This is a genomic window from Pseudomonas berkeleyensis (assembly GCF_014109765.1).
GTDB lineage: Bacteria > Pseudomonadota > Gammaproteobacteria > Pseudomonadales > Pseudomonadaceae > Aquipseudomonas > Aquipseudomonas berkeleyensis.
Genome location: NZ_CP059139.1, coordinates 1,631,058 through 1,655,478 on the forward strand (window position 1 = coordinate 1,631,058; position 24,421 = coordinate 1,655,478).

The 24,421-nt window shown below is 62.0% G+C and carries 22 protein-coding genes, 2 tRNA genes and 1 pseudogene; 15 read left to right on the forward strand and 10 right to left on the reverse strand.

The genetic code is table 11. The features are described 5' to 3' along the window. Positions 1–89: 89 nt before the first annotated feature. Both HS968_RS07545 and rarD read left to right on the forward strand, forming a co-directional pair. Positions 90–962 (forward strand): carboxylate/amino acid/amine transporter, encoded by an 873-nt coding sequence (locus HS968_RS07545; protein WP_182370778.1) that lies wholly within the window; start codon positions 90–92, stop codon positions 960–962. Next, complete coding sequence (gene rarD / locus HS968_RS07550; protein ID WP_182370780.1) at positions 962–1,855, forward strand: EamA family transporter RarD; 894 nt, start codon at positions 962–964, stop codon at positions 1,853–1,855. Before HS968_RS07545 ends, rarD begins: the two co-directional genes overlap by 1 nt. On the opposite strand, the gene HS968_RS07555 is transcribed toward rarD, so the two are convergent. Beyond that, positions 1,856–2,434 (reverse strand): dihydrofolate reductase family protein, encoded by a 579-nt coding sequence (locus HS968_RS07555; RefSeq protein WP_182370782.1) that lies wholly within the window; start codon positions 2,432–2,434, stop codon positions 1,856–1,858. Between the two features lie 98 nt (positions 2,435–2,532). Beyond that, positions 2,533–2,940 (reverse strand): anti-virulence regulator CigR family protein, encoded by a 408-nt coding sequence (locus HS968_RS07560; RefSeq protein ID WP_119693564.1) that lies wholly within the window; start codon positions 2,938–2,940, stop codon positions 2,533–2,535. A gap of 199 nt (positions 2,941–3,139) precedes the next feature. Between HS968_RS07560 and HS968_RS07565 the strand changes: the two genes are divergently transcribed. After that, positions 3,140–4,465: a DEAD/DEAH box helicase gene (locus tag HS968_RS07565; protein ID WP_179624238.1), complete on the forward strand. Its 1,326-nt coding sequence runs from the start codon at positions 3,140–3,142 to the stop codon at positions 4,463–4,465. Positions 4,466–4,539: 74 nt separating this feature from the next. Here the strand turns inward: HS968_RS07565 and HS968_RS07570 are convergent, their stop codons facing one another. After that, the gene (locus tag HS968_RS07570) at positions 4,540–6,375 is read right to left on the reverse strand and encodes an ABC transporter ATP-binding protein (protein ID WP_182370784.1); all 1,836 of its coding nucleotides are present in this window, start codon (positions 6,373–6,375) and stop codon (positions 4,540–4,542) included. Between the two features lie 45 nt (positions 6,376–6,420). Next, a complete protein-coding gene (locus tag HS968_RS07575) occupies positions 6,421–7,485 on the reverse strand; it encodes a metal-dependent hydrolase (protein WP_182370786.1) in 1,065 nt (354 codons plus the stop codon). Between the two features lie 131 nt (positions 7,486–7,616). On the opposite strand from HS968_RS07575, the gene arfB reads away from it, so the two are divergent. Then, positions 7,617–8,030, forward strand: a complete 414-nt coding sequence (gene arfB, locus HS968_RS07580) for an alternative ribosome rescue aminoacyl-tRNA hydrolase ArfB (protein WP_119693568.1) — start codon at positions 7,617–7,619, stop codon at positions 8,028–8,030. Between the two features lie 132 nt (positions 8,031–8,162). On the opposite strand, the pseudogene HS968_RS07585 reads toward arfB, so the two are convergent. Both HS968_RS07585 and gap read right to left on the reverse strand, forming a co-directional pair. After that, positions 8,163–8,234: pseudogene (locus HS968_RS07585) on the reverse strand (methylglyoxal synthase); the annotation flags it as partial. A 28-nt stretch (positions 8,235–8,262) separates the two neighbouring features. After that, the gene (gap, locus tag HS968_RS07590; RefSeq protein ID WP_182370793.1) at positions 8,263–9,264 is read right to left on the reverse strand and encodes a type I glyceraldehyde-3-phosphate dehydrogenase; all 1,002 of its coding nucleotides are present in this window, start codon (positions 9,262–9,264) and stop codon (positions 8,263–8,265) included. Positions 9,265–9,393: 129 nt separating this feature from the next. Here gap and edd point away from each other — a divergent pair, with 129 nt between their 5' ends. After that, positions 9,394–11,217 (forward strand): phosphogluconate dehydratase, encoded by a 1,824-nt coding sequence (gene edd / locus HS968_RS07595; RefSeq protein ID WP_182370795.1) that lies wholly within the window; start codon positions 9,394–9,396, stop codon positions 11,215–11,217. A gap of 78 nt (positions 11,218–11,295) precedes the next feature. Here the strand turns inward: edd and rdgC are convergent, their stop codons facing one another. Further along, positions 11,296–12,216, reverse strand: a complete 921-nt coding sequence (gene rdgC, locus HS968_RS07600; RefSeq protein ID WP_106739369.1) for a recombination-associated protein RdgC — start codon at positions 12,214–12,216, stop codon at positions 11,296–11,298. 302 nt (positions 12,217–12,518) lie between these two features. On the opposite strand from rdgC, the gene HS968_RS07605 reads away from it, so the two are divergent. The 7 genes from HS968_RS07605 to HS968_RS07635 all read left to right on the forward strand — a co-directional run bounded on the left by HS968_RS07605 (position 12,519) and on the right by HS968_RS07635 (position 15,880). Next, positions 12,519–12,594 (forward strand) — tRNA-Val (locus tag HS968_RS07605). 15 nt (positions 12,595–12,609) lie between these two features. Then, positions 12,610–12,686, forward strand: a tRNA-Asp gene (locus HS968_RS07610). A gap of 187 nt (positions 12,687–12,873) precedes the next feature. Continuing rightward, the gene (locus HS968_RS07615) at positions 12,874–13,593 is read left to right on the forward strand and encodes an FKBP-type peptidyl-prolyl cis-trans isomerase (protein ID WP_170965210.1); all 720 of its coding nucleotides are present in this window, start codon (positions 12,874–12,876) and stop codon (positions 13,591–13,593) included. Between the two features lie 336 nt (positions 13,594–13,929). Continuing rightward, the gene (locus HS968_RS07620) at positions 13,930–14,367 is read left to right on the forward strand and encodes a YkvA family protein (protein WP_182370797.1); all 438 of its coding nucleotides are present in this window, start codon (positions 13,930–13,932) and stop codon (positions 14,365–14,367) included. A gap of 349 nt (positions 14,368–14,716) precedes the next feature. Continuing rightward, on the forward strand, positions 14,717–15,040 hold the full coding sequence (locus HS968_RS07625) for a helix-turn-helix domain-containing protein (RefSeq protein ID WP_182370799.1): 324 nt from the start codon (positions 14,717–14,719) through the stop codon (positions 15,038–15,040). Then, a complete protein-coding gene (locus tag HS968_RS07630) occupies positions 15,037–15,402 on the forward strand; it encodes a hypothetical protein (protein ID WP_119693574.1) in 366 nt (121 codons plus the stop codon). Before HS968_RS07625 ends, HS968_RS07630 begins: the two co-directional genes overlap by 4 nt. Then, positions 15,395–15,880 carry an SEL1-like repeat protein gene (locus tag HS968_RS07635; RefSeq protein WP_182370800.1) on the forward strand — a complete coding sequence of 162 codons (486 nt, stop codon included), beginning with the start codon at positions 15,395–15,397 and terminating at the stop codon, positions 15,878–15,880. The genes HS968_RS07630 and HS968_RS07635 overlap by 8 nt, the downstream gene beginning before the upstream one ends. On the opposite strand, the gene HS968_RS07640 is transcribed toward HS968_RS07635, so the two are convergent. Both HS968_RS07640 and HS968_RS07645 read right to left on the reverse strand, forming a co-directional pair. Beyond that, positions 15,869–17,623 carry a bifunctional diguanylate cyclase/phosphodiesterase gene (locus HS968_RS07640; protein WP_182370802.1) on the reverse strand — a complete coding sequence of 585 codons (1,755 nt, stop codon included), beginning with the start codon at positions 17,621–17,623 and terminating at the stop codon, positions 15,869–15,871. The genes HS968_RS07635 and HS968_RS07640 overlap by 12 nt on opposite strands. Positions 17,624–17,725: 102 nt before the next feature. Continuing rightward, the gene (locus tag HS968_RS07645; protein ID WP_170965211.1) at positions 17,726–19,807 is read right to left on the reverse strand and encodes a carboxy terminal-processing peptidase; all 2,082 of its coding nucleotides are present in this window, start codon (positions 19,805–19,807) and stop codon (positions 17,726–17,728) included. Positions 19,808–19,934: 127 nt separating this feature from the next. On the opposite strand from HS968_RS07645, the gene HS968_RS07650 reads away from it, so the two are divergent. The 3 genes from HS968_RS07650 (at position 19,935) to ahpF (ending at position 23,406) form a co-directional block, all read left to right on the forward strand. Further along, complete coding sequence (locus tag HS968_RS07650) at positions 19,935–20,897, forward strand: NAD(P)H-quinone oxidoreductase (RefSeq protein ID WP_182370804.1); 963 nt, start codon at positions 19,935–19,937, stop codon at positions 20,895–20,897. 156 nt (positions 20,898–21,053) lie between these two features. Then, positions 21,054–21,617 carry an alkyl hydroperoxide reductase subunit C gene (gene ahpC, locus HS968_RS07655; protein WP_106739378.1) on the forward strand — a complete coding sequence of 188 codons (564 nt, stop codon included), beginning with the start codon at positions 21,054–21,056 and terminating at the stop codon, positions 21,615–21,617. 232 nt (positions 21,618–21,849) lie between these two features. Then, positions 21,850–23,406, forward strand: coding sequence for an alkyl hydroperoxide reductase subunit F (gene ahpF, locus HS968_RS07660; RefSeq protein ID WP_119693579.1), 1,557 nt, complete (start codon positions 21,850–21,852; stop codon positions 23,404–23,406). A 156-nt stretch (positions 23,407–23,562) separates the two neighbouring features. On the opposite strand, the gene HS968_RS07665 is transcribed toward ahpF, so the two are convergent. Further along, complete coding sequence (locus tag HS968_RS07665; RefSeq protein ID WP_106739380.1) at positions 23,563–24,405, reverse strand: bifunctional allantoicase/(S)-ureidoglycine aminohydrolase; 843 nt, start codon at positions 24,403–24,405, stop codon at positions 23,563–23,565. Between the last annotated feature and the right edge of the window lie 16 nt (positions 24,406–24,421).

Consider the following 24,421-nt stretch of genomic DNA (forward strand, 5'->3'; position numbering starts at 1 on the left):
CTTTCACGTGAGGCCGGCGGGCTTCGCCTGCCGTCGATTGTACGCCTGCGATGAACGCGCTAAGGTCGCCGCCTGTTCCTGAGGTGACCATGCGCTATCTGTTGATCGTGACCCTGCTGTGGGCTTTTTCCTTCAGTCTGATCGGCGAATATCTGGCCGGTCGGGTCGACAGCTATTTTGCAGTGCTGACGCGCATCGTCATCGCCGGGCTGCTGTTTGTCCCTCTGACCCGCTGGCGCGGCCACGCACCGTCTTTCGTACGCGGCATGTTGCTGATTGGGGCGCTGCAGTTCGGGGTCACCTACGTCTGCCTGTACCTGAGTTTCTCGGTACTGACCGTGCCGGAGGTGCTGCTGTTCACCATCCTCACGCCGCTGCACGTGACGCTGATCGAGGATGCCCTCAATCGGCGTTTCAACCCCTGGGCCCTGGTGGCAGCAGTGGTAGCGGTACTGGGTGCCGGCATCATTCGCTATGACGGCATCAGCAGCGGCTTCATGCTGGGCTTCGTGCTGCTGCAAATCGCCAACTTCACCTTCGCCGCTGGGCAGGTGCTGTACAAGCACTTGCTGCGTCAACATCCGTCGACGGAGCCGCAATACAAGCGCTTCGGCTTCTTCTATCTGGGGGCGCTGCTGGTGGCGCTGCCGGCCTTCTTGCTGCTGGGTAATGGCGAGCGTTTGCCTGCCACGGCGCTGCAGTGGAGCGTGCTCGGCTGGCTCGGCGTGGTCGCTTCGGGGCTGGGGTTGTACTGGTGGAACAAGGGCGCCAGCCTGGTCGATGGCGGCACTCTGGCGGTGATGAACAATGCCCTGGTGCCAGCGGGGCTGCTGGTCAATCTGTTGATCTGGAATCACGACGCGAATCTGCTACGCCTGGCGCTGGGCGGTGCGGTGATCGTTGCGTCATTGCCACTGGTGAGGCTTGGACGGACGCGGCAAGTGCAAGGGAGGGCTGTCTGATGCAGCTGTCGGGGCGTGGGGTAGCGTTGTCGGTAGGAGCGTCGGTGTTGTTCGCGGTGCTGCCCGGTTACGTGCAGTGGCTCGCGCCGCTGGATGGCGTGCAGATTTTCGCCCAGCGAGTGCTCTGGTCGATTCCGCTGGTATTGCTGCTGGTGGTGTTGGCTCGGCAGACCGGGTTGCTGCGGGAGAGCTTCATGCGCCTGCGTCGCGAGCCGCTTCTTTTGGCGACCTGCCCGTTGGCAGCAGCGCTGATCGGCCTGCAGTGGGGGATCTTTCTCTGGGCGCCGCTGGCAGGGCACATGCTGGAGGTGTCCATGGGGTACTTCCTGCTGCCGCTGGCGATGGTGCTGACTGGGCGCTTGTTCTATGGCGAGCGTCTGCGTCCGTTGCAGCGATTGGCGGTGACTTGCGCCATGCTTGGGGTATTGCACGAGTTATGGCGCACCCAGGCGTTTTCCTGGCTGACGTTGATCACGGCATTGGGCTATCCGCCTTATTTCATGCTGCGCCGCTGGATGCGCCTGGATGCGTTGTCCGGGTTCGTACTGGAAATGCTGATGCTGGCGCCATTGGCGATCTGGCTGATCGTCGCTTACGGGCCGGCTGGTGCGTTCGATGGGCGTCCTGCGCTCTGGCTGCTGGTACCGGGTATGGCGTTGATCGGTACGCTGGCGTTTGCTGCCTATATGGCCTCCAGCCGGCTGCTGCCGCTGGGGCTATTCGGCATTCTCAGCTATGTCGAGCCAGTGCTGTTGTTCGCCGTGGCCTTGCTGGTGTTGGGCGAGAGCTTCGATGCTGGGCAATGGCTGACCTACCTGCCAATCTGGCTGGCGGTGCTGCTGGTGGGGTGGGACAGCGCCCGGCTGTTGCGCAAGCAACAGCGCGAGCGTTGATCAGGCCGCGTTGACGCGTGGAGACGGAATCTGCGTGGGCTGGCTGGCCTGTTTCTGCACCTGATAGTGCAACTGCAGCGTGCCGCTGTTGAAGCGTCGCTGCTCGTTCAGCGTCAGGCCGCGTTCCATCCCCGTAGCCAGCATTGGGACGCCAGCGCCGAGCAGGTGGGGTGCCAGATTGATGATCACTTCATCGATCAGTCCGGCGGTGTAGCAGTTGCCAGCCAGCAGACTGCCGCCCACCAGCCAGATGCGATGAAAGCCGGCCTCTTCGAGTGCGGCCACTGCCTGGGCGGGCGTGCAATGGGTGAGCTGTATTTCATCGGCGGCGCGTGGTAGCGCGAGGCGTGTGAGTACCACACAAGGCTTGCCGGGATAAGGCCAGGAACCGCCACGCGCCAGCAGGGCCTCATAGGTGCCACGGCCCATCAGCAGGGCGTCGATGCCCGAGTAGAAATACTGGAAGCTGTATTCCTCATCCGCCTGACGGAGTGAATCGAACCAGTCGAGTCGGCCGTCAGGGCGAGCGATATACCCATCCAGACTTGAAGTGACGTGGTAAATCAGCGAAGCGTTCATGGTGCCTCCGCATGCGGCTTATCTGACAGATAGAGCACTGCGCCGCTGACAAGTTCGCCCGGTGCGATGCCACCGGTCGGATTGCGCCCTGTGGAGGGTCAGTCCAGCACGTTGCGCAGAATTTCGTAGACGATTCCCGTGGCAATGGCGACCAGTACCACATCGCGGCCGACCTGTTTCCATTCATAGCCATCGTAGTACGGCAGGCGCGTATTCAGGCGGTTGTCGAAATTCTTTGCGATGCCCGGTGGCAACGGCTTGCCACGAGCCAGGTTCTTGGCGATGCCGGGTGGCAGGGCTGAGGTCGGGCCGATCAACTGGCGGTTGTCGCCCAGGATGATGCGCACCTGGCCGATGTCCACGGTCGGGCCGCGCATGTCGATCTGTACGCCGCCCTCATGATGGTTCGGTTTGCCTTTACCGGCAGGCGGGTTGGCGAACACTGGCGCTGCCGCCAGCAGGATGCACAGGCCGATGCTGAGGGGCGCCTGGGATTTGTTGAGCATGGCGCAGCACTCCTTGGGTGGTGATGCAAATAGGATCGCCATTCAGCCGTTTCGGTTCCCGGCCGCCGGTGTGCGATGGTGCCTTCAGGTGAACGTCCTTCGCTGCCCGAATGCCGGTGTAATGCAAAGAAACTCGGTTCCGACGCCGGAAACCGTTAGGCTATGCACCGTTTTGTCGATTTTTCGAGGTAGTGCCCCCGTGTTTGCCCAATTCGCCCTGCATGAACGCCTGCTGAAAGCCGTGGCCGAGCTTAATTTCGTCGAGCCGACTCCGGTGCAGGCGGCAGCGATTCCGCCCGCGCTGGAGGGCAAGGATCTGCGGGTGATTGCCCAGACCGGCAGCGGCAAGACCGCTGCTTTCGTGCTGCCTCTGCTCAATCGGCTGCTTGGCGACGGCAACTCCAAGCAACGCTTGAGCATTCGCGCGCTGATTCTGCTACCGACCCGTGAACTGGCGCAGCAGACGCTCAAGGAAGTCGAGCGCTTCGCCCAGTTCACCTTCCTCAAAGCCGGTCTGGTCACCGGTGGTGAGGACTTCAAGGTGCAGGCCGCGATGATGCGCAAGATCGACATTCTGATCGGTACGCCGGGCCGGCTGATCGAGCATGCCAACGCCGGTAATCTGCCGCTGGATGAGGTCGAGGTGCTGGTGTTCGACGAAGCCGACCGTATGCTCGACATGGGCTTTGCCGAGGACGCCCAGCGCCTGGCCGAGGCCTGTGGCCCGCACCAGACGCTGCTGTTTTCCGCCACCACCGGCGGCAATGGCCTGCGCGAGATGGTCGCCAAGGTGCTCAAGGAGCCGCAGCACCTGATGCTCAACAGCGTCAGCCAGCTCAACGAGGGCACTCGCCAGCAAATCATCACGGCCGACCACAACTACCACAAGGAACAGCTTGTGGACTGGTTGTTGGCCAACGAGACCTACGACAAGGCCATCGTCTTCACCAACACCCGCGTCCAGGCTGATCGTCTCTACGGCAAGCTGGTGGCGGCAGGGGTCAAGACGTTCGTGTTGCACGGCGAGAAGGATCAGAAGGACCGCAAGCTGGCCATCGAGCGTCTGCGTCAGGGCGCGGTCAAGGTGCTGGTGGCCACCGACGTGGCGGCGCGCGGCCTGGACGTCGAAGGCCTGGATCTGGTGATCAACTTCGATATGCCGCGTTCCGGCGATGAGTACGTGCACCGCATTGGGCGTACCGGCCGCGCCGGGGGCGAAGGCCTGGCGGTATCGTTGATCTGCCATACTGACTGGAACCTGATGTCGAGCATCGAGCGCTACCTCAAGCAGCGCTTCGAACGTCGCACCATCAAGGAACTGAAAGGCGTCTACCAGGGGCCGAAGAACCTCAAGGCCTCGGGCAAGGCCGCCGGCAGCAAGAAGAAAAAGACCGACAAGAAAGATCCGAAGAAAGCCGCCGCTCCCAAGCGCAAGACCGGCCCGCGCCCAGCCGGCAAGCCCTCGTCGCTGGTCAGCGAAGATGGCAGTGCGCCGCTCAAACGCAAGAAGCCAGCGGCGGAGTGATCTGACCTACTGGGCTAAATAGCTTCGTTTATGCACAGTCTGCCCCCTCTCCCGCAAGCGGAGAGGGGGGGCCCTCAATCCACCCCGACGAAACCACCGGTCTGGTGTTGCCACAGGCGCGCATACAAGCCGCCATGGGCGATCAGTTCGGCGTGGGTGCCGGTTTCGATGAGCTGGCCCTGGTCGATCACCACCAGGCGATCCATCCGCGCGATGGTCGACAGGCGGTGGGCGATGGCGATCACCGTCTTGCCTTCCATCAGGCTATCCAGGCTTTCCTGAATCGCCGCTTCGACTTCCGAGTCCAGTGCCGAGGTGGCTTCGTCCAGCACCAGGATCGGTGCGTCCTTGAGCAGGACGCGGGCGATGGCGATACGCTGGCGCTGGCCGCCGGACAGTTTCACTCCGCGTTCACCAACCTGAGCATCCATGCCATGGCCGCCCTGGCTATCGTCGAGGGTGGGGATGAAGGCGTCGGCACGAGCCTTGCGCACCGCTTCCCAGAGCTGCCCATCGCTGGCGCCGGGGTTGCCGTAACGCAGGTTGTCGCGGATCGAGCGGTGCAGCAGCGAGGTGTCTTGCGTCACCACACCGATATGAGCCCGCAAGCTTTCCTGGGTCACCGTGGCGATGTCCTGGCCGTCGACCAGGATGCGGCCGCTCTCCAGGTCGTAGAGGCGCAGCAACAGGTTGACCAGGGTCGATTTGCCGGCGCCGGACGGGCCGACCAGGCCGATCTTCTCGCCTGGGCGGATGTCGAGGCTGAGGCCGGCAATCACGCCGCCTTTCTTGCCGTAATGGAAGTGGATGTCCTCGAAACGCACGGCGCCCTGCGGCACCTGGATCGGCTTGGCGCCGTCGTGGTCGAGTACCTGGCGCGGCTGGACGATGGTCTGCATGCCATCCTGCACGGTGCCGACGTTTTCGAAGATGCCGTTGACCACCCACATGATCCACTCGGCCATGTTGTTGATGCGGATCACCAGGCCGAGGGCCAGGGCGATGGCGCCGGTGGTGATCAGCGACTGGCTCCACAGCCACAGTGCCAGCGCGCCAGTGCCGACGATCAGCACGCCGTTCAGGCAGGTGATCAGAAAGTCCAGCGCGGTGATGGTGCGCGACTGCAGGCGGAACTTGTCGAGCAGATCCTGCATGGCTTCGCGGGCGTAGCTTTCCTCCTCCTGCGAATGAGCGAACAGCTTGAGCGTGGCGATGTTGCTGTAGCCGTCGACCACCCGGCCCATGACTTTCGAGCGTGCGGAGGATGCCGCAGCGGAGCGTGCCTTGATGCGCGGCACGAAGTACCACAGCGCGGCGCTGTACCCGACGATCCACAGGGCCAGCGGCACGACGAGGCGCAGGTCGGCGGCGGCGAACAGATACAAGGCGCTGCCGGCATAGACCACCACGTGCCAGAGTGCATCGATCACCTGCATGGCCGAGTCGCGCAGCGAGGGGCCGGTCTGCATCACGCGCTGGGCGATGCGGCCGGCAAAGTCGTTCTGGAAGAAACTCAGGCTCTGTTTGAGCACGTAGCGGTGATTCTGCCAGCGAACCAGGTTGGTCAGCCCCGGGTTGATCGCCTGGTGCGTAAGCAGGTTGTGCAGGCCGAACACGATGGGGCGGATGATCAGTGCCACCAGTAGCATCCACAGCAGCGCGTTCTGATGCTCGGTAAAGAAACTGCTGGCATCTGTGCTGGCCTGGGCCATGTCGATCAACTGGCCGAGGAAGCTGAACAGCGCCACTTCGATCACGGCGGCGAAGAAGCCGATGATCAATACCGCGATCATCAGTGGCCATACCTGTTTCAGGTAGTGGCCATAGAAGCGCAGCATGCCGGCTGGTGGGGCGACGTCCGGGCTGGGTTTGAAGACGTCGATCAGGGATTCGAAGCGGCGAAACAACATTGCAGGCGTCCTGCCTCGTGGGAAGGGACGCCGATAGTAACCTCCCTAGTGCGAGCGGGTCTCAGTTAAAAGCGGTTTTTGCAGTTCGCCAGCCCAGGCCAGCAGAGGGATTTGCAGATCCGGTTGCCAGATGCGCTTGAGCAGCAGAACCAGGTGCTCGACTTCGCCGCGCTCGAAGGGCAGGCGATCGATGTATTCATGTACCCGCCACTGGCCATCCTGCAGATGGGCGAAGTCGAAGCGGAAGGGGTGGAAGCCGGTCATGCCCAGGCGTAGATCCGTGACGATCAGGCGCTCATCGACCTGGTCGTAACGCAGCACGCCACCGGTGAACCAGTCCAGCCGTTCATGCATGGGGGAGTCGGTCAGCTGTTTGCGCAGTTCGGTGCCGCGTGGCAGACGCTGCAATTGTGGTGGTGCCGTATCGAACCAGCCGACCAGGGCCTCGTGGTAGTCCTCGCCGTCGAGCACGATCACGCGCCACAGCAGGGTGTTGAATGGCGTGGGAGTGGTGAACAGCTGTTCGGCCTGGATGCCCTGGCGCGCCAGTTCGCGCTCTACACGCTGCTCGGCCATGAACTTGCCGGCCAGGCTGAAACCGATATACAGCGTCGACAGCGCCAGGGCCGCAGCGGGAACTCGCCAGGTCTGTTCGCGCAGGCCGGTGAACAGGCTGACGGCCACGGCGACTATCAACGGCACGGTGTACAGCGGATCGATGATGAACAGGCTCGACCAGGCCGTGGGTGTTGGCATCAGTGGCCAGAACAGCTGGGTGCCGTAGCTGGTGAAGGCGTCCAGCAGCGGGTGGGTGATCAGCACCAGCCAGAGCGTGAGCATCAAGCGATTGGCCGAATAGCCTGGATGTGGGCGAAAACGCCTGGCCAGCCAGGTCAGCAGCAGGGCGAAACCGCTGAGCACGAACAGCGAATGGCTGAAGCCGCGGTGGTAGGTCATGTTGGCGACGGCGTCGCCGTACTCGATGACCACGTCCAGATCGGGAACGGTGGCGAGCATGGCGCCATAGAGCAGCGCCTTACGCCCTTGCCAGCGACCGAGCAGCGCGCCCTGGATGCTGGCGCCGAGTACCGCCTGGGTTATGGAGTCCATCTAGTGCTTCCGAAAAAATACAGGCCGCTACGTTAGCCGAGGCGCTGGGCGAATGCCGTGGGGAAATTTCAAGCAAAGATTACAGCTTCGGCGGGTATCCTGATGGTCATGACCCATACGAAACCATGCCCATGCTAATCGTCTCCAACAGCGTCCACTTGCCGGATGATGAAATCGAGCTGACTGCCATACGCGCCCAGGGCGCTGGTGGGCAGAACGTCAACAAGGTGTCCAGTGCGGTGCACCTGCGTTTCGACAGTCAGGCCTCGTCTCTGCCGCCGTTCTACAAGGAGCGCCTGCTGGCGCTTTCCGATAGTCGCATTACCAGCGACGGGGTGGTGATCATCAAGGCGCAGCAGTATCGCACTCAGGATCAGAATCGCGCCGACGCCCTGGAGCGGCTGGCTGAGCTGATTCGCAGCGCGGGCAAGGTGGAGAAGAAGCGCCGTCCAACCAAGCCGACCCTGGGCTCGAAAACACGTCGTCTCGACGGCAAGAGCAAACGCGGGGCGATCAAGGCGGGAAGGGGCAAGGTGGACTTCTAGTGGTGTGTCAGCAGTCAGTTGCCGGCGGCTGTAGGGTGCGCCGTGCGCACCTGGGTGATCGATGCTGTTCTCTGCTACGCGCGGCCTAGGCGGCCCCGTGACACTCTACCCGCATCCGGCCAGCTAGGCCTGATAGTCGGCTCTGCTCTCGTTGCAGGCCGCCGGGATGTTCCATACCGCAGCCACGCGCAGCAGCGCCTTCATGCGGTTGCGGCTCACCGAGCCTCCTCATTCAGGCCATACGCGCCAGGATCAGGCAGTTGTCCAGCATGCGGTTGGAAAAGCCCCACTCGTTGTCGTACCAGGCCATGACCTTGAGCAGCTTGCCGCTGGCCTTGGTGTGGTTGGCATCGAAGATCGACGACAGCGGGTTGTGGTTGAAATCGCAGGACACCAGCGGCAGGGCGTTGTAACCCAGCACCGGCGACTGCTCGCTGGCAGCCTTGAGCAGGGCGTTGACCTCTGCCGCATCGGTCTCGCGCTGGAGTTGCAGTGTCAGGTCGACCAATGACACGTTGATCACCGGTACCCGTACCGCCATGCCCGTAAGCTTTCCGGCCAGTTCCGGCAGCACCAGGCCGACGGCCTCAGCGGCGCCGGTTTTGGTCGGGATCATCGATTGGGTGGCCGAGCGCGCGCGGTACGGGTCGCTGTGGTACACGTCGGAGAGATTCTGGTCGTTGGTATAGGCGTGGATGGTGGTCATCAGCCCTTGCTCGATGCCCAGCTCGCGATGCAGAACCTGAGCGACTGGAGCCAGGCAGTTGGTCGTGCAGGAGGCGTTGGAGAGTATCTGCATGTCCGGCGTCAGCACGTGCTCGTTGACGCCGAATACCAGTGTGGCATCGGCGCCTTTGGCGGGGGCTGAGATCAGTACCTTGCGGGCACCTGCCGTGAGATGGGCGGCTGCCTTGTCGCGTTCGGTGAACAGCCCGGTGCATTCCAGCACCACGTCGACCTGATGAGTTTTCCACGGCAATTCGGCTGGGTTGCGAATGGCGCTGACGGCGATTTTATCGTCCCTGACCCATAGGCTTTCGCCGTCGACCTTGACCGTTTCGGCAAAGTGGCCGTGCACGCTGTCATATTGCAGAAGGTGGGCATTGATCGCGCTATCGCCCAGATCGTTGATCGCCACGACCTGCAGATGTTGGCGATAATTCTGGGTATAGAGTGCGCGTAGCACGTTGCGGCCGATACGGCCAAAGCCATTGATGGCAATTCGTAGTGTCATGGTGAGGTTCCTGTACTTTTGTTGTTTTAATTACAAGATTATGCCGATTAATCTAGAAATCAAATTCAGCGACTGGCAGTGTTTTGTTGTAAAAGCAAATAAATGTTAGTCGCAAGCCTGGAGAAGCCCATGCATCCCCGCGTCGTAGAAGTCACTGACCGTCTGATCGAGCGCAGTCGTGCCACGCGCCAGCGCTACCTGGCGATGATTCGTGCGGCCGCCAGCGAAGGGCCGCAACGTGGCAAGTTGCAGTGCGCCAACTTCGCTCATGGCGTGGCCGGTTGCAGCGGGCACGACAAGCAGACGCTACGCCTGATGGATGCTGCCAACGTCGCCATCGTTTCTGCTTATAACGACATGCTGTCGGCTCACCAGCCTTATGAAGCCTTCCCCGAGCAGATCAAGCAGGCGCTGCGTGAGCTGGGTTCGGTGGGGCAGTTCGCCGGTGGTGTGCCAGCCATGTGCGACGGCGTCACCCAGGGCGAGCCGGGTATGGAGCTGGGCATCGCCAGTCGTGAGGTGATCGCCATGTCCACTGCGGTGGCGCTGTCGCACAACATGTTCGATGCCGCGCTGTACCTGGGCGTATGCGACAAGATCGTGCCGGGCCTGCTGATGGGGGCGCTGCGCTTCGGTCATCTGCCTTCGTTGTTCGTGCCGGCGGGGCCGATGACTTCGGGGTTGTCGAACAAGGAAAAGGCCGATGTGCGCCAGCGCTACGCGGAAGGCAAGGCCTCGCGCGAAGAGTTGCTGGCTGCCGAAATGGCCGCCTATCACGGCCCTGGCACCTGTACGTTCTATGGCACCGCCAATACCAACCAGCTGTTGATGGAAGTGATGGGGCTGCACCTGCCGGGTGCCTCGTTCATCAATCCGGGGACGCCGCTGCGCGATGCATTGACCCGTGAAGCCGCGCAGCAGGTCACCCGCCTGACCAAGCAGAGCGGCCAGTTCATGCCCGTTGGTGAGATCGTCGACGAGCGTTGCCTGGTCAACTCCATCGTCGCCCTGCATGCCACGGGTGGCTCGACCAATCACACCCTGCACATGCCGGCCATTGCCCGTGCGGCCGGTATTCTGCTGACCTGGCAAGACATGGCCGATCTGTCCGAGGTGGTGCCGACCTTGGCCCACGTCTATCCCAACGGCAAGGCCGATATCAATCACTTCCAGGCTGCTGGCGGTATGGCGCTGCTGATTCGCGAGCTGCTCGAAGCGGGTCTGCTGCACGAAGATGTCAACACCGTGGCGGGACATGGTCTGTCGCGCTATACCCGTGAACCCTTCCTTGATGGCGGCAAGCTGGTGTGGCGCGACGGCCCGCGCGAAAGCCTGGAGGAAAGCGTATTGCGCCCCGTTGCCCGGCCATTCTCGGCAGAGGGCGGCCTGCGCTTGATGCAAGGCAATCTCGGGCGCGGAGTGATGAAGGTCTCAGCCGTGGCGCCGGAGCACCAGGTAGTGGAGGCGCCTGCGCTGGTTTTCGAAGATCAGCTGGAGCTGGTCGAGGCGTTCAAGGCTGGCAAGCTGGAGCGCGATTTCGTTGCCGTGGTGCGTTTTCAGGGGCCGCGCAGCAATGGTATGCCCGAGCTGCACAAGATGACGCCTTATCTCGGGGTGCTGCAGGATCGTGGCTTCAAGGTGGCGCTGGTGACCGACGGGCGTATGTCCGGTGCTTCCGGCAAGATTCCGGCTGCCATCCATGTCTGCCCCGAGGCTTTCGATGGTGGGCCGTTGGCGCGGGTACGCGACGGCGACCTGCTGCGCGTGGACGGCCAGAGCGGGGAACTGCTGCTGAGGGTTGACGAGAACGAGCTGGCGTCACGCGAGTTGGCCGAGGCGCCGGCCCCGGCCATAGGCTGTGGGCGCGAGTTGTTCGCCTTCATGCGTCACAACTTCAGCACGGCGGAGCGGGGCGCCAGTGCCTTTACCGCCAGTCTTGAATCGTTGACCTGAGGCCCGGCGCAGTTCGGTTGGGCCTGTAGGGCGGGTGCAACCCGCCAAGCCCTCTGGCGAGTTGCATCCGTCCTGCACTCAGATTCCCTGTGGGATCTCTTCGCCGCCCAGAGCGGTGAACAGCTCCGGCAGGAACTCCACCAGGGTCATCATCATCAGGATGAAGCTGGCATCCTGCTGGGCCAGCGCATCGTCGCCACCGTCCTGTTCGGCCTGTTCCTGCAGAACGTCTTCGAAGCGCAGGCGTTTGATGGTCAGCTTGTCGTCGAGCACGAAAGACAATTTGTCCTGCCAGGCCAGCGACAGCTGGGTGACCTGCTTGCCGGTGGACAGGTGCAACTGGATTTCCTCACTGGTCAGATCCTGGCGCTTGCAGCGCACCACGCCACCGTCTTCATGAGTGTCGCGCAGCTCGCATTCGTCCAGAACGAAGAAGCCTTCGGCGGCTTTCTGGGTTTTCAGCCAGTCGGTCAGCGTGGCAGTCGGCGCGATCTTCACCGACAGCGGGCGCACCGGCAGCGAGCCCATGGCTTCGCGCAGGGTGGAGAGCAGGTCTTCGGCTTTCTTGGCGCTGGCGCTGTCCACCAGGATCAGGCCCTGCTTCGGCGCGATGGCGGCGAAGGTGCCGGATTTGCGAATGAAGGCGCGCGGCAGGAATGCCTGCACGATCTCGTCTTTGATCTGGTCGCGCTCTTTCTTGTACACCTTGCGCATCTGGGTGTTCTCGATCTCGTCGACCTTCTCCTTCAGTGCGTCGCGTACTACCGAGCCCGGCAGGATGCGCTCTTCCTTGCGCGTGCCAATCAGCAGGAAGTCGCCGCTGACGTGCACCAGAGGTGCGTCGGCGCCTTTGCCGAAGGGGGCGGTGAAACCATAGGTGGTCAGCTCTTGGGTAGCGCAGGGGCGGGCCGGCTTGCTGGCCAGTGCGGTCTCCAGTGCTTCGGCGTCGAAGGGAATGTCCTGAGTGAGGCGGTAGACCAGCAGGTTACGGAACCACATGAGCGGGTGACTCTCCATTGGTATTGAGGTCGCAGACAGCGTCTTCCTGGGCTTTCTCGCTTGGAAAGGGCGGGGGCTGCGACGGATGTAAGGGAGTGGACAGTTTGCGCTATCGCGATTCGTCCATCGGCACAGAGCGCGCATTATTCTCCGCTGGCGAGCTCAGGCCAACCCTGACCACGAGCCTGTGAGAAAATTCGCCGGTATCGCCTAAGTTCTTGCTGGGCCGATGAATTTTTTTGCATGAGGGGCTTGCCAAGGCCCGGATCGCTCTCTAGAATGCGCCCCACTTCGAGAGTGAAGGGTGATTAGCTCAGCCGGGAGAGCATCTGCCTTACAAGCAGAGGGTCGGCGGTTCGATCCCGTCATCACCCACCAATCTCGCAGTTACGCGCAGCGGTAGTTCAGTCGGTTAGAATACCGGCCTGTCACGCCGGGGGTCGCGGGTTCGAGTCCCGTCCGCTGCGCCATTTCTCTACTCGCTTCATCCCCTCCTGTGACAATCCTCCGGCATTCGCCGAAAACTCCAGAAAATTCCTTTGTTTGCTTGAACTTATGCGCACTGCTCGGCTCCTATGCCGTAGCCAGTTATCGTGGCGGACTGCTAAGCTCGCGCTTTCACACGACGGCCTTCGGGCGCATCTACAAGGAACAAGCATGAAACAGCATCGTTTGGCGGCGGCAGTTGCCCTGGTGGGTCTGGTGCTAGCCGGTTGCGATTCGCAAACCAGCGAAGTCGAACTCAAGAGCCCGGCGCAGAAAGCCTCCTATGGCATTGGCCTGAACATGGGCCGCAGCCTGTCCGAAGAAGGCATGGACGATCTGGATTCCAAGGCCGTCGCCCAGGGTATCGAAGACGCGCTGGCGAAGAAGGAGCCACGCATCAAGGACGAAGACATGATCGAGGCCTTCTCCTTCCTGCAGACGCGTGCCGAAGAGCGCATGGTTGCACTGAACAAGGAAGCGGCCGAAGCTGGCAAGAAATTCCTCGAAGAGAACGGCAAGCGTGAAGGCGTCGTGACCACCGAGTCCGGTCTGCAGTACGAAGTGGTGAAGAAGGCTGACGGCGCACAGCCGAAAGAAAGCGACGTAGTGACCGTTCACTACGAAGGCAAGCTGACCGATGGCACCGTATTTGACAGCTCCGTCGCCCGTGGCAGCCCCATCGATCTGCCGGTTGGCGGCGTGATTCCGGGTTGGGTCGAAGGTCTGCAACTGATGCACGTTGGCGAGAAGTACAAGCTGTACATCCCCAGCGAATTGGCTTACGGCGAGCAGAGCCCGTCTCCGGCGATTCCGGCCAACTCGGTACTGGTGTTCGATCTGGAGCTGATCGGCATCAAGGATCAGAAGGCCGCCGAGCCGGCTGCCGAGTAACACTTTCGCGTGTCAGCACAACGCCCCGTCTTGACGGGGCGTTGTCGTTTCTGGAGGGTATCGGGTATCGCGCTGGTGCTTGAGTGTTACGCTTATGCACATTATGGGAAGCATTCCCAATAAGTACCGGCTACATCTGCAGCCGGCTTGTGTCAATCAGCAACTTATTGATTTTCATGAGTTTTATGTGCTGTATAAAAAATGCCCGATCTGAGCGAAGGCCCCATGCCACGGGGCTTTGGTAAGCTTGTTGAAGGTATTTTCACAGAGTTATCCACAGCTTCGGTGGATAAGCGAGGCAAGCCCAGATACTGCCTGGCTTGCCGAGGAGGGCCGATGAAAGCTCCATGGAAACTGACCGGTTACCTGCCCCTGGCGGCGCGCTTCCTGCGTGAGGGACGTCTACCGGAATTGCTCCGTGCGTTGGGTGACAAGCGTACGCCGCAGGGCGAGCGTTTCGCAGCGCTCAAAGAGGATCTGCGTCTGCTGCGCGCACTCTGCCTGGCCTGGTTCAAAGGTGAGTATCGGCAGATCAGCAGCCAGGCCTTGCTAATGGTGGTGGCGGCGCTTCTGTACTTCCTGAGCCCGCTGGATGCGATCCCTGACTGGTTGGTGGGCGTCGGCTTCGTCGATGATCTGGCCGTTCTGGCCTGGGTGATGCGCACCTGGCACGCCGAACTGGAGGCCTTCAAGGCCTGGCGCGACAGGCAGAGCCCGGAGCGTCTGGCGCTTATCGAACATTTGCCGGCTGACGAGCAGACGGTTCACCCTTAGAGCCTATTCAAAGTCTCGCGAGCTAGAGCCAGGCAATACCGATGGCGGCCCCGCGAATCGAGCGAAGAACGCTCGGAGTCGCGTTCGACTTTACGAGCTTTAAATGAGCATTCTGACCGGGCTGGCGTTCCAGCTTGATTTCAACGCTGCATGGCCGACGCGCAGCAGACTTTGAGCGCGCTCTTAGAGACGCAGTGCGCAGCGGGAGCGATGCCTGTGGTTATGCATCGCGCTCAGTGCTATTGAGCACGCTCTGCTGGGCGGGTGCCTGTTAAGATGGCAGTTCGCAAGGAAGGTGCCGAGATCGTCGATCCTGCTTTCCAACGGCGTTATTGAGATGGAGAGCTCCATGACTGTGCAAATCATTGCCCGCGACGGTGAACCGGAATACGCCGTACTGCCCTGGGCCGATTACCAGGCCTTGTTGAAGGCGGCAGGGCGCCAGGAACCTGCCGTAACCGCGGCCCCCACGCCTGCTCCGACAGCCAAGCGTGCGCCTCTGGAACAACTGCAAACGCTGCGTGAGGCCAAGGGCTTGAGCCCGGAAGCACTGGCCCGCAGTGTGGGCATCAGCCCCCACTATCTGGCCATGATCGAAAGCGGTGAGCGCCAACCCGATGCCGCAATCCTGCGTTCGTTGGCTTGGGAGCTGGGCCTGGAGGGCTGGTCTTGAGCGTGCGCATCAGTCGCCAGCACTGGCAGGCCCTGCTCGCAGAGTTGGATGATGCCCGCCGCCAACGTCATCTGCTGACCTATCGTGCGCTGATCGAGCGCCTCGATCTCCCGACGCCGGCCATGCAGACCCTCACTGCGGCACTTGAACATCTGGCTGCGCTCGATGCCCGTGCCGAGCGTCCCCTGCGCAGCGCGTTGGTGATCAGTCAGGGGGCCAGCCGTTTGCCACGTACCGGTTTCTTCGACTGCGTAACGCGTCTGGGGCGTTTCAGTGGCGCTTCCGATGGTGTCGCTGCGGCGTCCTGGCACGCAGCAGAGGTGGTGCGTGTGTTCGAATTCGATTATCCCGCCGATGTCTAGGCTGCTCTGGCGGCTACGCGCTCGGCTGGGTTACTGGTTGGCCCGACGGCTGTTCCATTGGCCATGGGTGATGCGTCAGCCGCGTGCCTGGCAGTGGATGCAGGGCCAGTACGGACGCATGGCCAACCTGGGCGACACTTCGGCGCAGAGTTTTTATGGCCATATCCTGCTGTTTCGCGGGCAAGGGCTGGGCGCGCGCGAGGAGGGGCTGCGTCTGCTGCGCCTGGCTGCTGCCGGGGGTGATGGCAAGGCTGCCTACCAGTTGGGGGTTCAGGCCCTGCAAGGCAACACCCGACAGGCACCGGATGGCCAGGAGGCTGTGCGCTACTGGACGCAAGCGCTGGCGGCCGGGCACCCGCTCGCTGCCAGTCGTCTCAGTCAGCTGTACCGTGACGGTGCGCCCGGTGTTGCGGCCGATCCCACAGTGGCCGAGCGTTATGCGGCGCAAGCGGACGATGTATCTCGTTCAGGCCACTGATCCATCGAGAATATGCAGGCTGTAACCCGGTATCGCCTTGGCATGACGCTTGGCTTCGGAGGCAAGCTCCGCCAACCTCGAGGCGTCCAGTTGCGCGCAATCATCGCTGTGCAGGTAGACCACACCGATGGAGAGTGACAGCAGCGCATACTCCTGGCGCTGGCCCTGTCGATTGTGTGCGCTGAAGCAGCCGGCCTGCAGGTGTTCTTCCCGATAGAACCGCCGGCACTGACCCTGGAAATCCTCGATCAGACGGCCAAGCTTGTCGCGCCAATCGCTGGTACCGAGCACCAGCATGAAGTCGTCGCCGCCGATATGGCCGACGAAGTCACGCGCGGGATCCACCTTGTCGTTCAGGCACTGGGCCAGGCACAGCAGCACCTCGTCGCCCTTGGCATAGCCATAGATATCGTTGAAGGGTTTGAAGCTGTCGATATCGACGTAACACACCGCCGCCTCGCGCTGTTGTTGCAGCAGGCGAGTGAGGCACTGCTGGATCGGTACGTTGCCCGGTAGCAAGGTCAGTGGGTTGGCGTGGCGCGCCTGTTGCAGTTTTTGCTCGGTGATTAGCTTGAGCACATCGATGACGCGGCCCAGGCCCCGGTAGCGCCCGCCCTGGATGATGATGAAGTCTTCTTCGATGCGCTGGCGCGCTCGGCTGGTGAGCAGGCGGCTGACCTTCTGCAGCGATTGCGTCAGCTCCACGGCGAGAAAGTCCTGGCTCATCAGGCGGCTGATCGGCTTGCGGGCGAACAGGTCGGTGGCGAAGGGTTTGAGCAGGGCTTCGGAGAGCGAGTGACGGTGGACGATACCGACTGGCTGGTTATGCTGATCCAGCACCGCCAACGAGTTGAGATTGGCCTGAGCGCGGAATGCGTCCAACACCTCGGCGATGGCCGTGTGCTGGTCGACCGCAGGCTGCTCGTTGAGCAGGGCACTGAGGTCGTGACTTTCCTCGCCGAGGCTGGTCTGGCTGCTTTGCAGTCTCGGTAGCAGTTGCCGGGCGTCACGCGGCGGCTTTTCCTGCGGCCTGCTGAGTAGATAACCCTGCACCAGGTCAACGCCCATTTCCGCCAGTACCGCCAGTTCTTCAGCTTGCTCGATACCTTCGGCGATCACCTGGGCGCGAGAGGCCGCGGCCATTTTCAGGATGGAGCCGACGAATTCGCGCTTCACTGCGTCCAGGTGGATGCCATCGATGAAATGGCGATCGATTTTCACGTAGTCTGGGCGCAGTTCCGACCACAGACGCAGGCTGGAATAACCGGCGCCGAGATCATCGAGGGCGATGGAAAATCCCATGGCGCGGTAGTGGTGCAGGGCGTTGTCGAGCAGGCCGAAGTCTTCGGTGGGCGATTGCTCGGTGAGTTCGATCACCACCTGGCTGGGCGGGATGCCGAAGGCCTGCAGCAGTTTCAGGGTGCGTCCCGGCTGGTGGCTGGGGTCGAGCAACGACTCTGGCGAGACGTTGAGAAACAGCTTGCCGTCCAGGCCCTGGGCGCTGAAGCCTCTGCAGGCGCTCTTGCGACAGGCCATTTCCAGTTCGCTCAGGCGCCCGGCGTGGCGGGCCACGGCGAACAGCGTCAGCGGTGAGTGCAGCGGACTGTTCGAGGGGCCGCGAGTCAAGGCTTCATAGCCGAGAATGCGTTGCTCGGAAAGCGAAACGATGGGCTGGAACAGGCTGCTGAGGTCGCCGTGAGCGAGGATGTTACCCAGTGCGCTCAACTGCTCGGTGACGGTCATGGTGTTCTCGATCTGCCGGAAAACGAAGGGGCCGGTTTTTGGCCGGCCCCTGCATTTCACGACAGTTCGATGACGATTTGATGACGTTAGACTACTTGCCTGTCAGTGCAGCGCCAGCGACGGGTTCAACCCCAGGTAGTCGAGCAGGATACGGCCGGACTCGGCCAGGTAGGCGTCGTCTTCCGGTGTGCTCTTCTCGTCGGCGACTGGCAGTGCATCCTCGTCTTCTTTCGCCAGTTCCTTGAGCGGTTCTTCGCCCTTGGCCTCGCGACGGTTGTTCTCCAGTGCCAATTGCTTGGCCTCGACTTCCGCCTGGCGCGCACGGCGCGTCTTCTCGTTGAGGCTGACGGTGGTTTCGGCCATCAGCTTCTTGGCCAGGGTCAGGCGGTCACGGGTGAAGACGAAGTCCGGATCCTTGGCGGTGCGCTGGTCATGGCGCGCCTTGAGCTCGCTGAGGAACGGCTTGATCGGATCCAGCTCGGGCGTGATGGCCGGGCGAATGCTGTCCCAGGGCAGGGCGGCGGGCAGGGCGCTTTCGCCGATGTCCTTGGTGTCCATGACATCCGGGTAGAGGATGTCGGGGATCACGCCCTGGTGCTGGGTGCTCTGGCCGGAAACGCGGTAGAACTTGGCCAGGGTCAGCTTCAGCTCGCCATGGTTGAGCGGCTGGATGGTCTGCACGGTGCCTTTACCGAAGGTCTGACCGCCGAGGATCAGCGCACGGTGATAGTCCTGCATGGCGCCTGCGAAAATCTCCGAGGCGGAGGCGGACAGGCGGTTCACCAGAACGGCGAGTGGGCCATTGTAGTAGATGCCCTTGTTCTCGTCGGCGAGCACATCGACACGGCCGTCGGCGTTGCGCACCAGTACGGTTGGGCCTTGTTCGATGAACAGGCTGGTCAGTTCGGTGGCCTCCTGCAGGGAGCCGCCGCCGTTGTTGCGCAGGTCGATGACCACGCCATCGACTTTCTCGGCCTGCAGTTCGTCGAGCAGGCGTTTGACGTCGCGGGTGGTGCTCTTGTAGTTCGGATCGCCGGCACGGAAGGCCTTGAAGTCGAGGTAGAAGGCCGGCAGTTCGATCACGCCGAGCTTGTAGTCACGACCATCGTGCTGCAGGTTCAGCACCTTCTTCTTGGCAGCCTGCTCTTCCAGCTTGACCGCTTCACGGGTGATGGTGACGACCTTGCTGGTCTGGTCACTGGGCGGATTGCTCGCCGGGATCACTTCCAGGCGCACGGTCGAACCTTTCGGGCCACGGATAAGTTTGACCACTTCATCCAGGCGCCAGCCGATCACGTCGACCATTTCACCAGTACCCTGAGCGACGCCGACGATCTTGTCGGCCGGGGCGATCTGCTTGCTCTTTTCAGCCGGGCCAGCTGGCACCAGGCGTACGACCTTGACGTGCTCGTTGTCACTCTGCAGAACGGCGCCGATACCTTCGAGCGACAGGCTCATGTTGATATCGAAGTTTTCCGCGTTGTCCGGCGAGAGGTAGGTGGTGTGCGGGTCGTAGGTGGTGGCGAAGGCGTTGATGTAGGCCTGGAACACATCTTCGCCACGGGTCTGCTTGAGGCGCGCTGCCTGATTCTTGTAGCGCTTGGTCAGCAGTTCCTGAATATCCTTGGTGTCCTTGCCGGCGATCTTCAGGCGCAGTACTTCGTCCTTGACGCGTTTGCGCCACAGGTCATCGAGTTCGGCGCGGTTTTTCGCCCAGGGCGCTTTCTCGCGATCCACTTCCAAGGTTTCGTCGATGCTGAAGTCGATCTTGTCGACGCCCTTGGCGAGCTCTGCCAGGGCGAAGTCGATCCGCTCCTGCAGGCGCGTCAGGTGACGGCGATAGATGGCGAAACCGGGTTCGAGGTCGCCGCTTTTCAGCAGGTCATCGAACTTGGTGCGCCACTGGTTGAATTCGGCGATGTCGGCCGCGGTGAAATAGCTGCGCGTCGGATCGAGCAACTTCAGGTAGTTGTCGTAGATCTGGATCGAGCGTTCGTCGTTCAGCGGCGGCTTGTTGTAGTGATGCCGCCGCAGCAGCTCCACCACGTTGAGGCTGGCAATCACCTGCTCGCGATCTGGCTGCAGATATTCCCAGCTGGCGGCAGTGGTGGTCTTGGCGGCCAGCGGTAGAGCGCTGAGGCCAAGGACAAGGGCGAGGGCGGTGCTTGCGAGAGAGCGCTTCATGCTGATTCGACGTAGTGGCAAGTGATAACGCATATTAGGCCGTAATTGAGGGCGCCAGGTTCCGTTGGCGCTAAGCGAAAGCCCGACGGTCAGCGTCGGGCTCGTTCACTTGCACTATGGAGGCAGCATGAAGGCATTGCAAGGCGTCGAAGGGCGTGCGGAATGGCTGGAGCAACCGGCACTGGCATGTGATGCGGGGCAGATCAGGGTCAAGGTGGCCGCCGCTGGGCTCAACCGCGCCGACCTTCTGCAGCGCGCCGGCCTGTATCCACCACCGCCAGGTGCCAGCCAGGCGCTTGGGTTGGAATGCTCCGGTGTGGTCATCGAAGTTGGCGCCGGTAGTGCCTGGCAGGTTGGCGATCAGGTCTGTTGTTTGCTGGCTGGCGGCGGCATGGCCGAAGAGGTGGTGCTCGATGCACGCCATGCATTGCCGGTGCCCGAAGGTGTCAGCCTGGTGGAGGCGGCTGTATTGCCGGAGGTCTATGCCACCGCCTGGCTCAACCTGTTCCAGCTCGGCGGCCTGCGGCCAGGTGAGAAGGTGTTGTTGCATGCCGGAGCCAGCGGCGTCGGCTCTGCTGGTATTCAATTGTGCAAGGCATTCGGCAGCCCGTGCTGGGTCAGCGTCGGTTCGGCCGAACGTCTGGCTTACTGCGAGGCGCTCGGTGCCCAGGGTGGCGCGCTGCGTGGCGAGGATCTGCAAAGCCTGCGCGACTTCGGCCCCTTCGACGTGATTCTCGATCCGGTAGGTGGGCAATATGCGCAGCTCAACCTCGAACTGCTGGCGCGTGATGGGCGTTGGATCAACATCGGGCTGATGGGCGGCCGCGAAGCCACGCTGGATCTGGCGCAGGTATTGGGCAAGCGCATTCAGCTGATCGGCTCGACCCTGCGCAATCGTGATGACCAGTTCAAGGCCGATCTGTTGCGCGATCTGCAGCAGCATGTCTGGCCGCTGTTCGCCGAGGGGCGATTAAAGCCGCAACTGGAGCGCAGTTTTGCGATCAAAGACAGTGAAGCGGCATTCGAGACACTCGCTGGTAACCAAGTGGCAGGTAAACTGGCGCTGCTGATCGATGCCGATCAGGTTTGATTCAGGTCTCCAGCCCGCGTCTGGCGCGGGCTTTTCCATCGATTGGCGTATTCAATCGATATCATGGCCGTAATCAATAAGCATTTTTCTGTTAGGTAGCTAAGATAGCACCTGTAGATTTTCAACCCCTCACAGAAACCTCAGAAGGAGTCAGCAATGTCCCTCATCAACACTCAAGTGCAACCGTTCAAGGTCAACGCTTTCCACGCTGGCGAGTTCGTCGAGCTCACCGAGCAGTCCCTGCTGGGCAAGTGGTCCGTGCTGATCTTCATGCCGGCTGCCTTTACCTTCAACTGCCCGACTGAGATCGAAGACGCTGCCAACAACTATGCCGAGTTCCAGAAGGCCGGTGCCGAGGTCTACATCGTGACCACCGACACCCACTTCTCGCACAAGGTATGGCACGAAACTTCGCCTGCCGTTGGCAAAGCCCAGTTCCCGCTGATCGGTGACCCGACCCACCAGCTGACCAACGCTTTCGGCGTGCACATTCCGGAAGAAGGTCTGGCACTGCGTGGCACCTTCGTGATCAACCCGGAAGGCGTGATCAAGACTCTGGAAATCCACTCGAACGAAATCGCTCGTGACGTTTCCGAGACCCTGCGCAAGCTGAAGGCCGCTCAGTACACCGCCGCTAACCCGGGTCAAGTCTGCCCGGCCAAGTGGAAAGAAGGCGAAGCCACTCTGGCTCCTTCGCTGGATCTGGTTGGCAAGATCTAAAAACGGCTTCAGAGCTGCTGCGCTCGGCTAGGCAGCGTTGTAATCAGACTAGGGCTTGGCCCTCAGCAGATTACGCCTTGTCTAGCCGTCGCTCGCGACGCTCTGAAATCCGTTTTGCAATTGCTACCTGCGCTGTTTGGGCCATCAACCGGCCCTTGTGGTGCCCGATGCCCGGGCGCGATCCGTCCGGGCATTTTATTGCCCGAATTTTTGTATTTGAGGAATTTCCGCCATGTTGGACGCCAATCTTAAAGCCCAGTTGAAGGCCTACCTGGAAAAGGTCACCCTGCCGTTCGAGATCGTTGCGTCCCTCGATGACGGCGCGAAATCCCAGGAGCTGCTCGGGCTGCTGCAAGACATCGTCGGCCTGACCGACAAGATCACCCTGAAGACCGATGGCAACGACGCCCGTCGTCCGTCGTTCTCGCTGAATCGCCCTGGTGCGGATATCGGCCTGACGTTCGCCGGCATCCCCATGGGCCATGAGTTCACCTCGCTGGTACTGGCGTTGCTGCAAGTGGGCGGCCACCCGTCCAAGCTGGACGCCGACACCATTGCGCAGATCAAGAGCATCGAAGGCAAGTTCGAGTTCGAGACCTACTTCTCGCTGAGCTGCCAGAACTGCCCGGACGTGGTGCAGGCACTGAACCTGATGGCAGTGCTCAATCCCAATATCCGCAACGTCTCCATCGACGGCGCGCTGTTCCAGGAAGAAGTCGAGCGTCGCCAGATCATGGCCGTGCCGAGTATCTACCTGAATGGTGAGGTGTTCGCCTCCGGCCGTATGGAGGTGAAGGAAATCCTCGCCAAGATCGATACCGGTGCCGCCAACCGCGACGCCGAGAAGATGAGCGCCAAAGACGCCTTCGACGTGCTGGTGGTCGGTGGTGGCCCGGCGGGTGCTGCTGCTGCGATCTACGCTGCGCGCAAGGGCATCCGTACCGGTGTTGCCGCCGAGCGCTTCGGCGGTCAGGTGCTCGACACCATGGCCATCGAGAACTTCATCTCCGTCAAGGAGACTGAAGGCCCGAAACTGGTGCGTGCCCTCGAAGAGCACGTCAAGGAATACGAAGTCGACATCATGAACCTGCAACGCGCCTCGGCCCTGGTGCCGGCGGCTGCCGAAGGCGGTCTGCACGAGGTCAAGTTCGAGAGCGGCGCTTCGCTCAAGGCCAAGACCGTGATTCTGGCCACCGGCGCCCGCTGGCGCGAAATGGGGGTGCCGGGCGAGCAGGAATACAAGGCCAAGGGTGTGTGCTTCTGCCCGCACTGCGACGGTCCGCTGTTCAAGGGCAAGCGCGTGGCGGTGATCGGCGGCGGTAACTCCGGTGTCGAGGCTGCCATCGACCTGGCCGGTATCGTCGCTCACGTGACCCTGCTGGAGTTTGCCGACACCCTGCGTGCCGATGCCGTGCTGCAGAAGAAGCTCTACAGCCTGCCGAACGTGACTGTGATCAAGAGCGCGCAGACCACCGAGGTCAAGGGCGACGGGCAGAAGGTCAACGGCTTGGTGTACAAGGATCGCACCACCGAGGAACTGCACACCGTCGAGCTGGAAGGCATCTTCGTGCAGATCGGTCTGCTGCCCAACAGTGACTGGCTCAAAGGTACCGTCGAGCTCAACCGTTTTGGCGAGATCGTCGTCGATGCCAAGGGCAACACCAACGTGCCGGGCGTGTTCGCTGCCGGTGACGTGACGACTGTGCCGTACAAGCAGATTGTCATCGCCATGGGCGAAGGTTCGAAAGCGTCGCTCTCGGCCTTCGATCATCTGATCCGCCACAGCTGATCGGTTGCTACATGAGTGAAAAAGGCCACCCCAAGGGGTGGCCTTTTTTGTGGCTGGTGGGCGTGCTCGTGCGGTAGCGATGGGCCGCTCTTGTAGGGTGCGCCATGCGCACCGGTATCACGGTGCGCACGGCGCACCCTACGGGTGAGGCATCCCTCAGCGCTTCAGACCGCCCAGGGTCAGGGGCATCTGGCGGTTCACGTCCTTGTACAGCAGGTAGCGGAAGCGGCTCGGGCCGCCGGCATAGCAGGCCTGCGGGCAGAAGGCGCGCAGCCACATGAAGTCACCGGCCTCGACCTCGACCCAGTCCTGGTTCAGGCGATACACCGCCTTGCCTTCCAGCACGTACAGGCCGTGCTCCATGACGTGGGTTTCGGCGAACGGAATCACGCCACCCGGCTCGAAGTTGACGATATTGACGTGCATGTCATGGCGCATGTCCTTGATGTCGACGAAGCGCGTGGTGCTCCAGCGGCCTTCGGTACCCGGCATGACGATCGGTTCGATGTCCTGCTCGTTGGTGACGAAGGCTTCCGGATAGGGCACGCCTTCGACCGGTTGGTAGGCCTTGCGCAGCCAGTGGAAGCGCACGGCTTCGCTGCCGTTGTTGCGCAGCGACCAGTCGCTTTGTGGTGGGATGAAGGCGTAGCTGCCCGGACGCATGGCGTGCTGAGTGCCGTTGAGGGTCAGGCTGAACTCGCCTTCGACGACGAAGATCACGCCCTCGGCAGTGGCATCCAGTTCCGGCTTGTCGCTGCCGCCGTTCGGGCCGACTTCGACGATGTACTGCGAGAAGGTTTCGGCGAAACCGGTCAGCGGGCGGGCGATGACCCACATGCGCATGTTGTCCCAGAACGGCAGGTGGCTGGTGACGATGTCACGCATCACGCCTTTGGGAATCACGGCGTAGGCTTCGGTGAACATGGCGCGGTCAGTGAGCAGTTGCTCCTGACCTGGGTGGCCGCCATGCGGGGCGTAATAGTAGGGAGACTTGCTCATCGGGCGATGGCCTCTA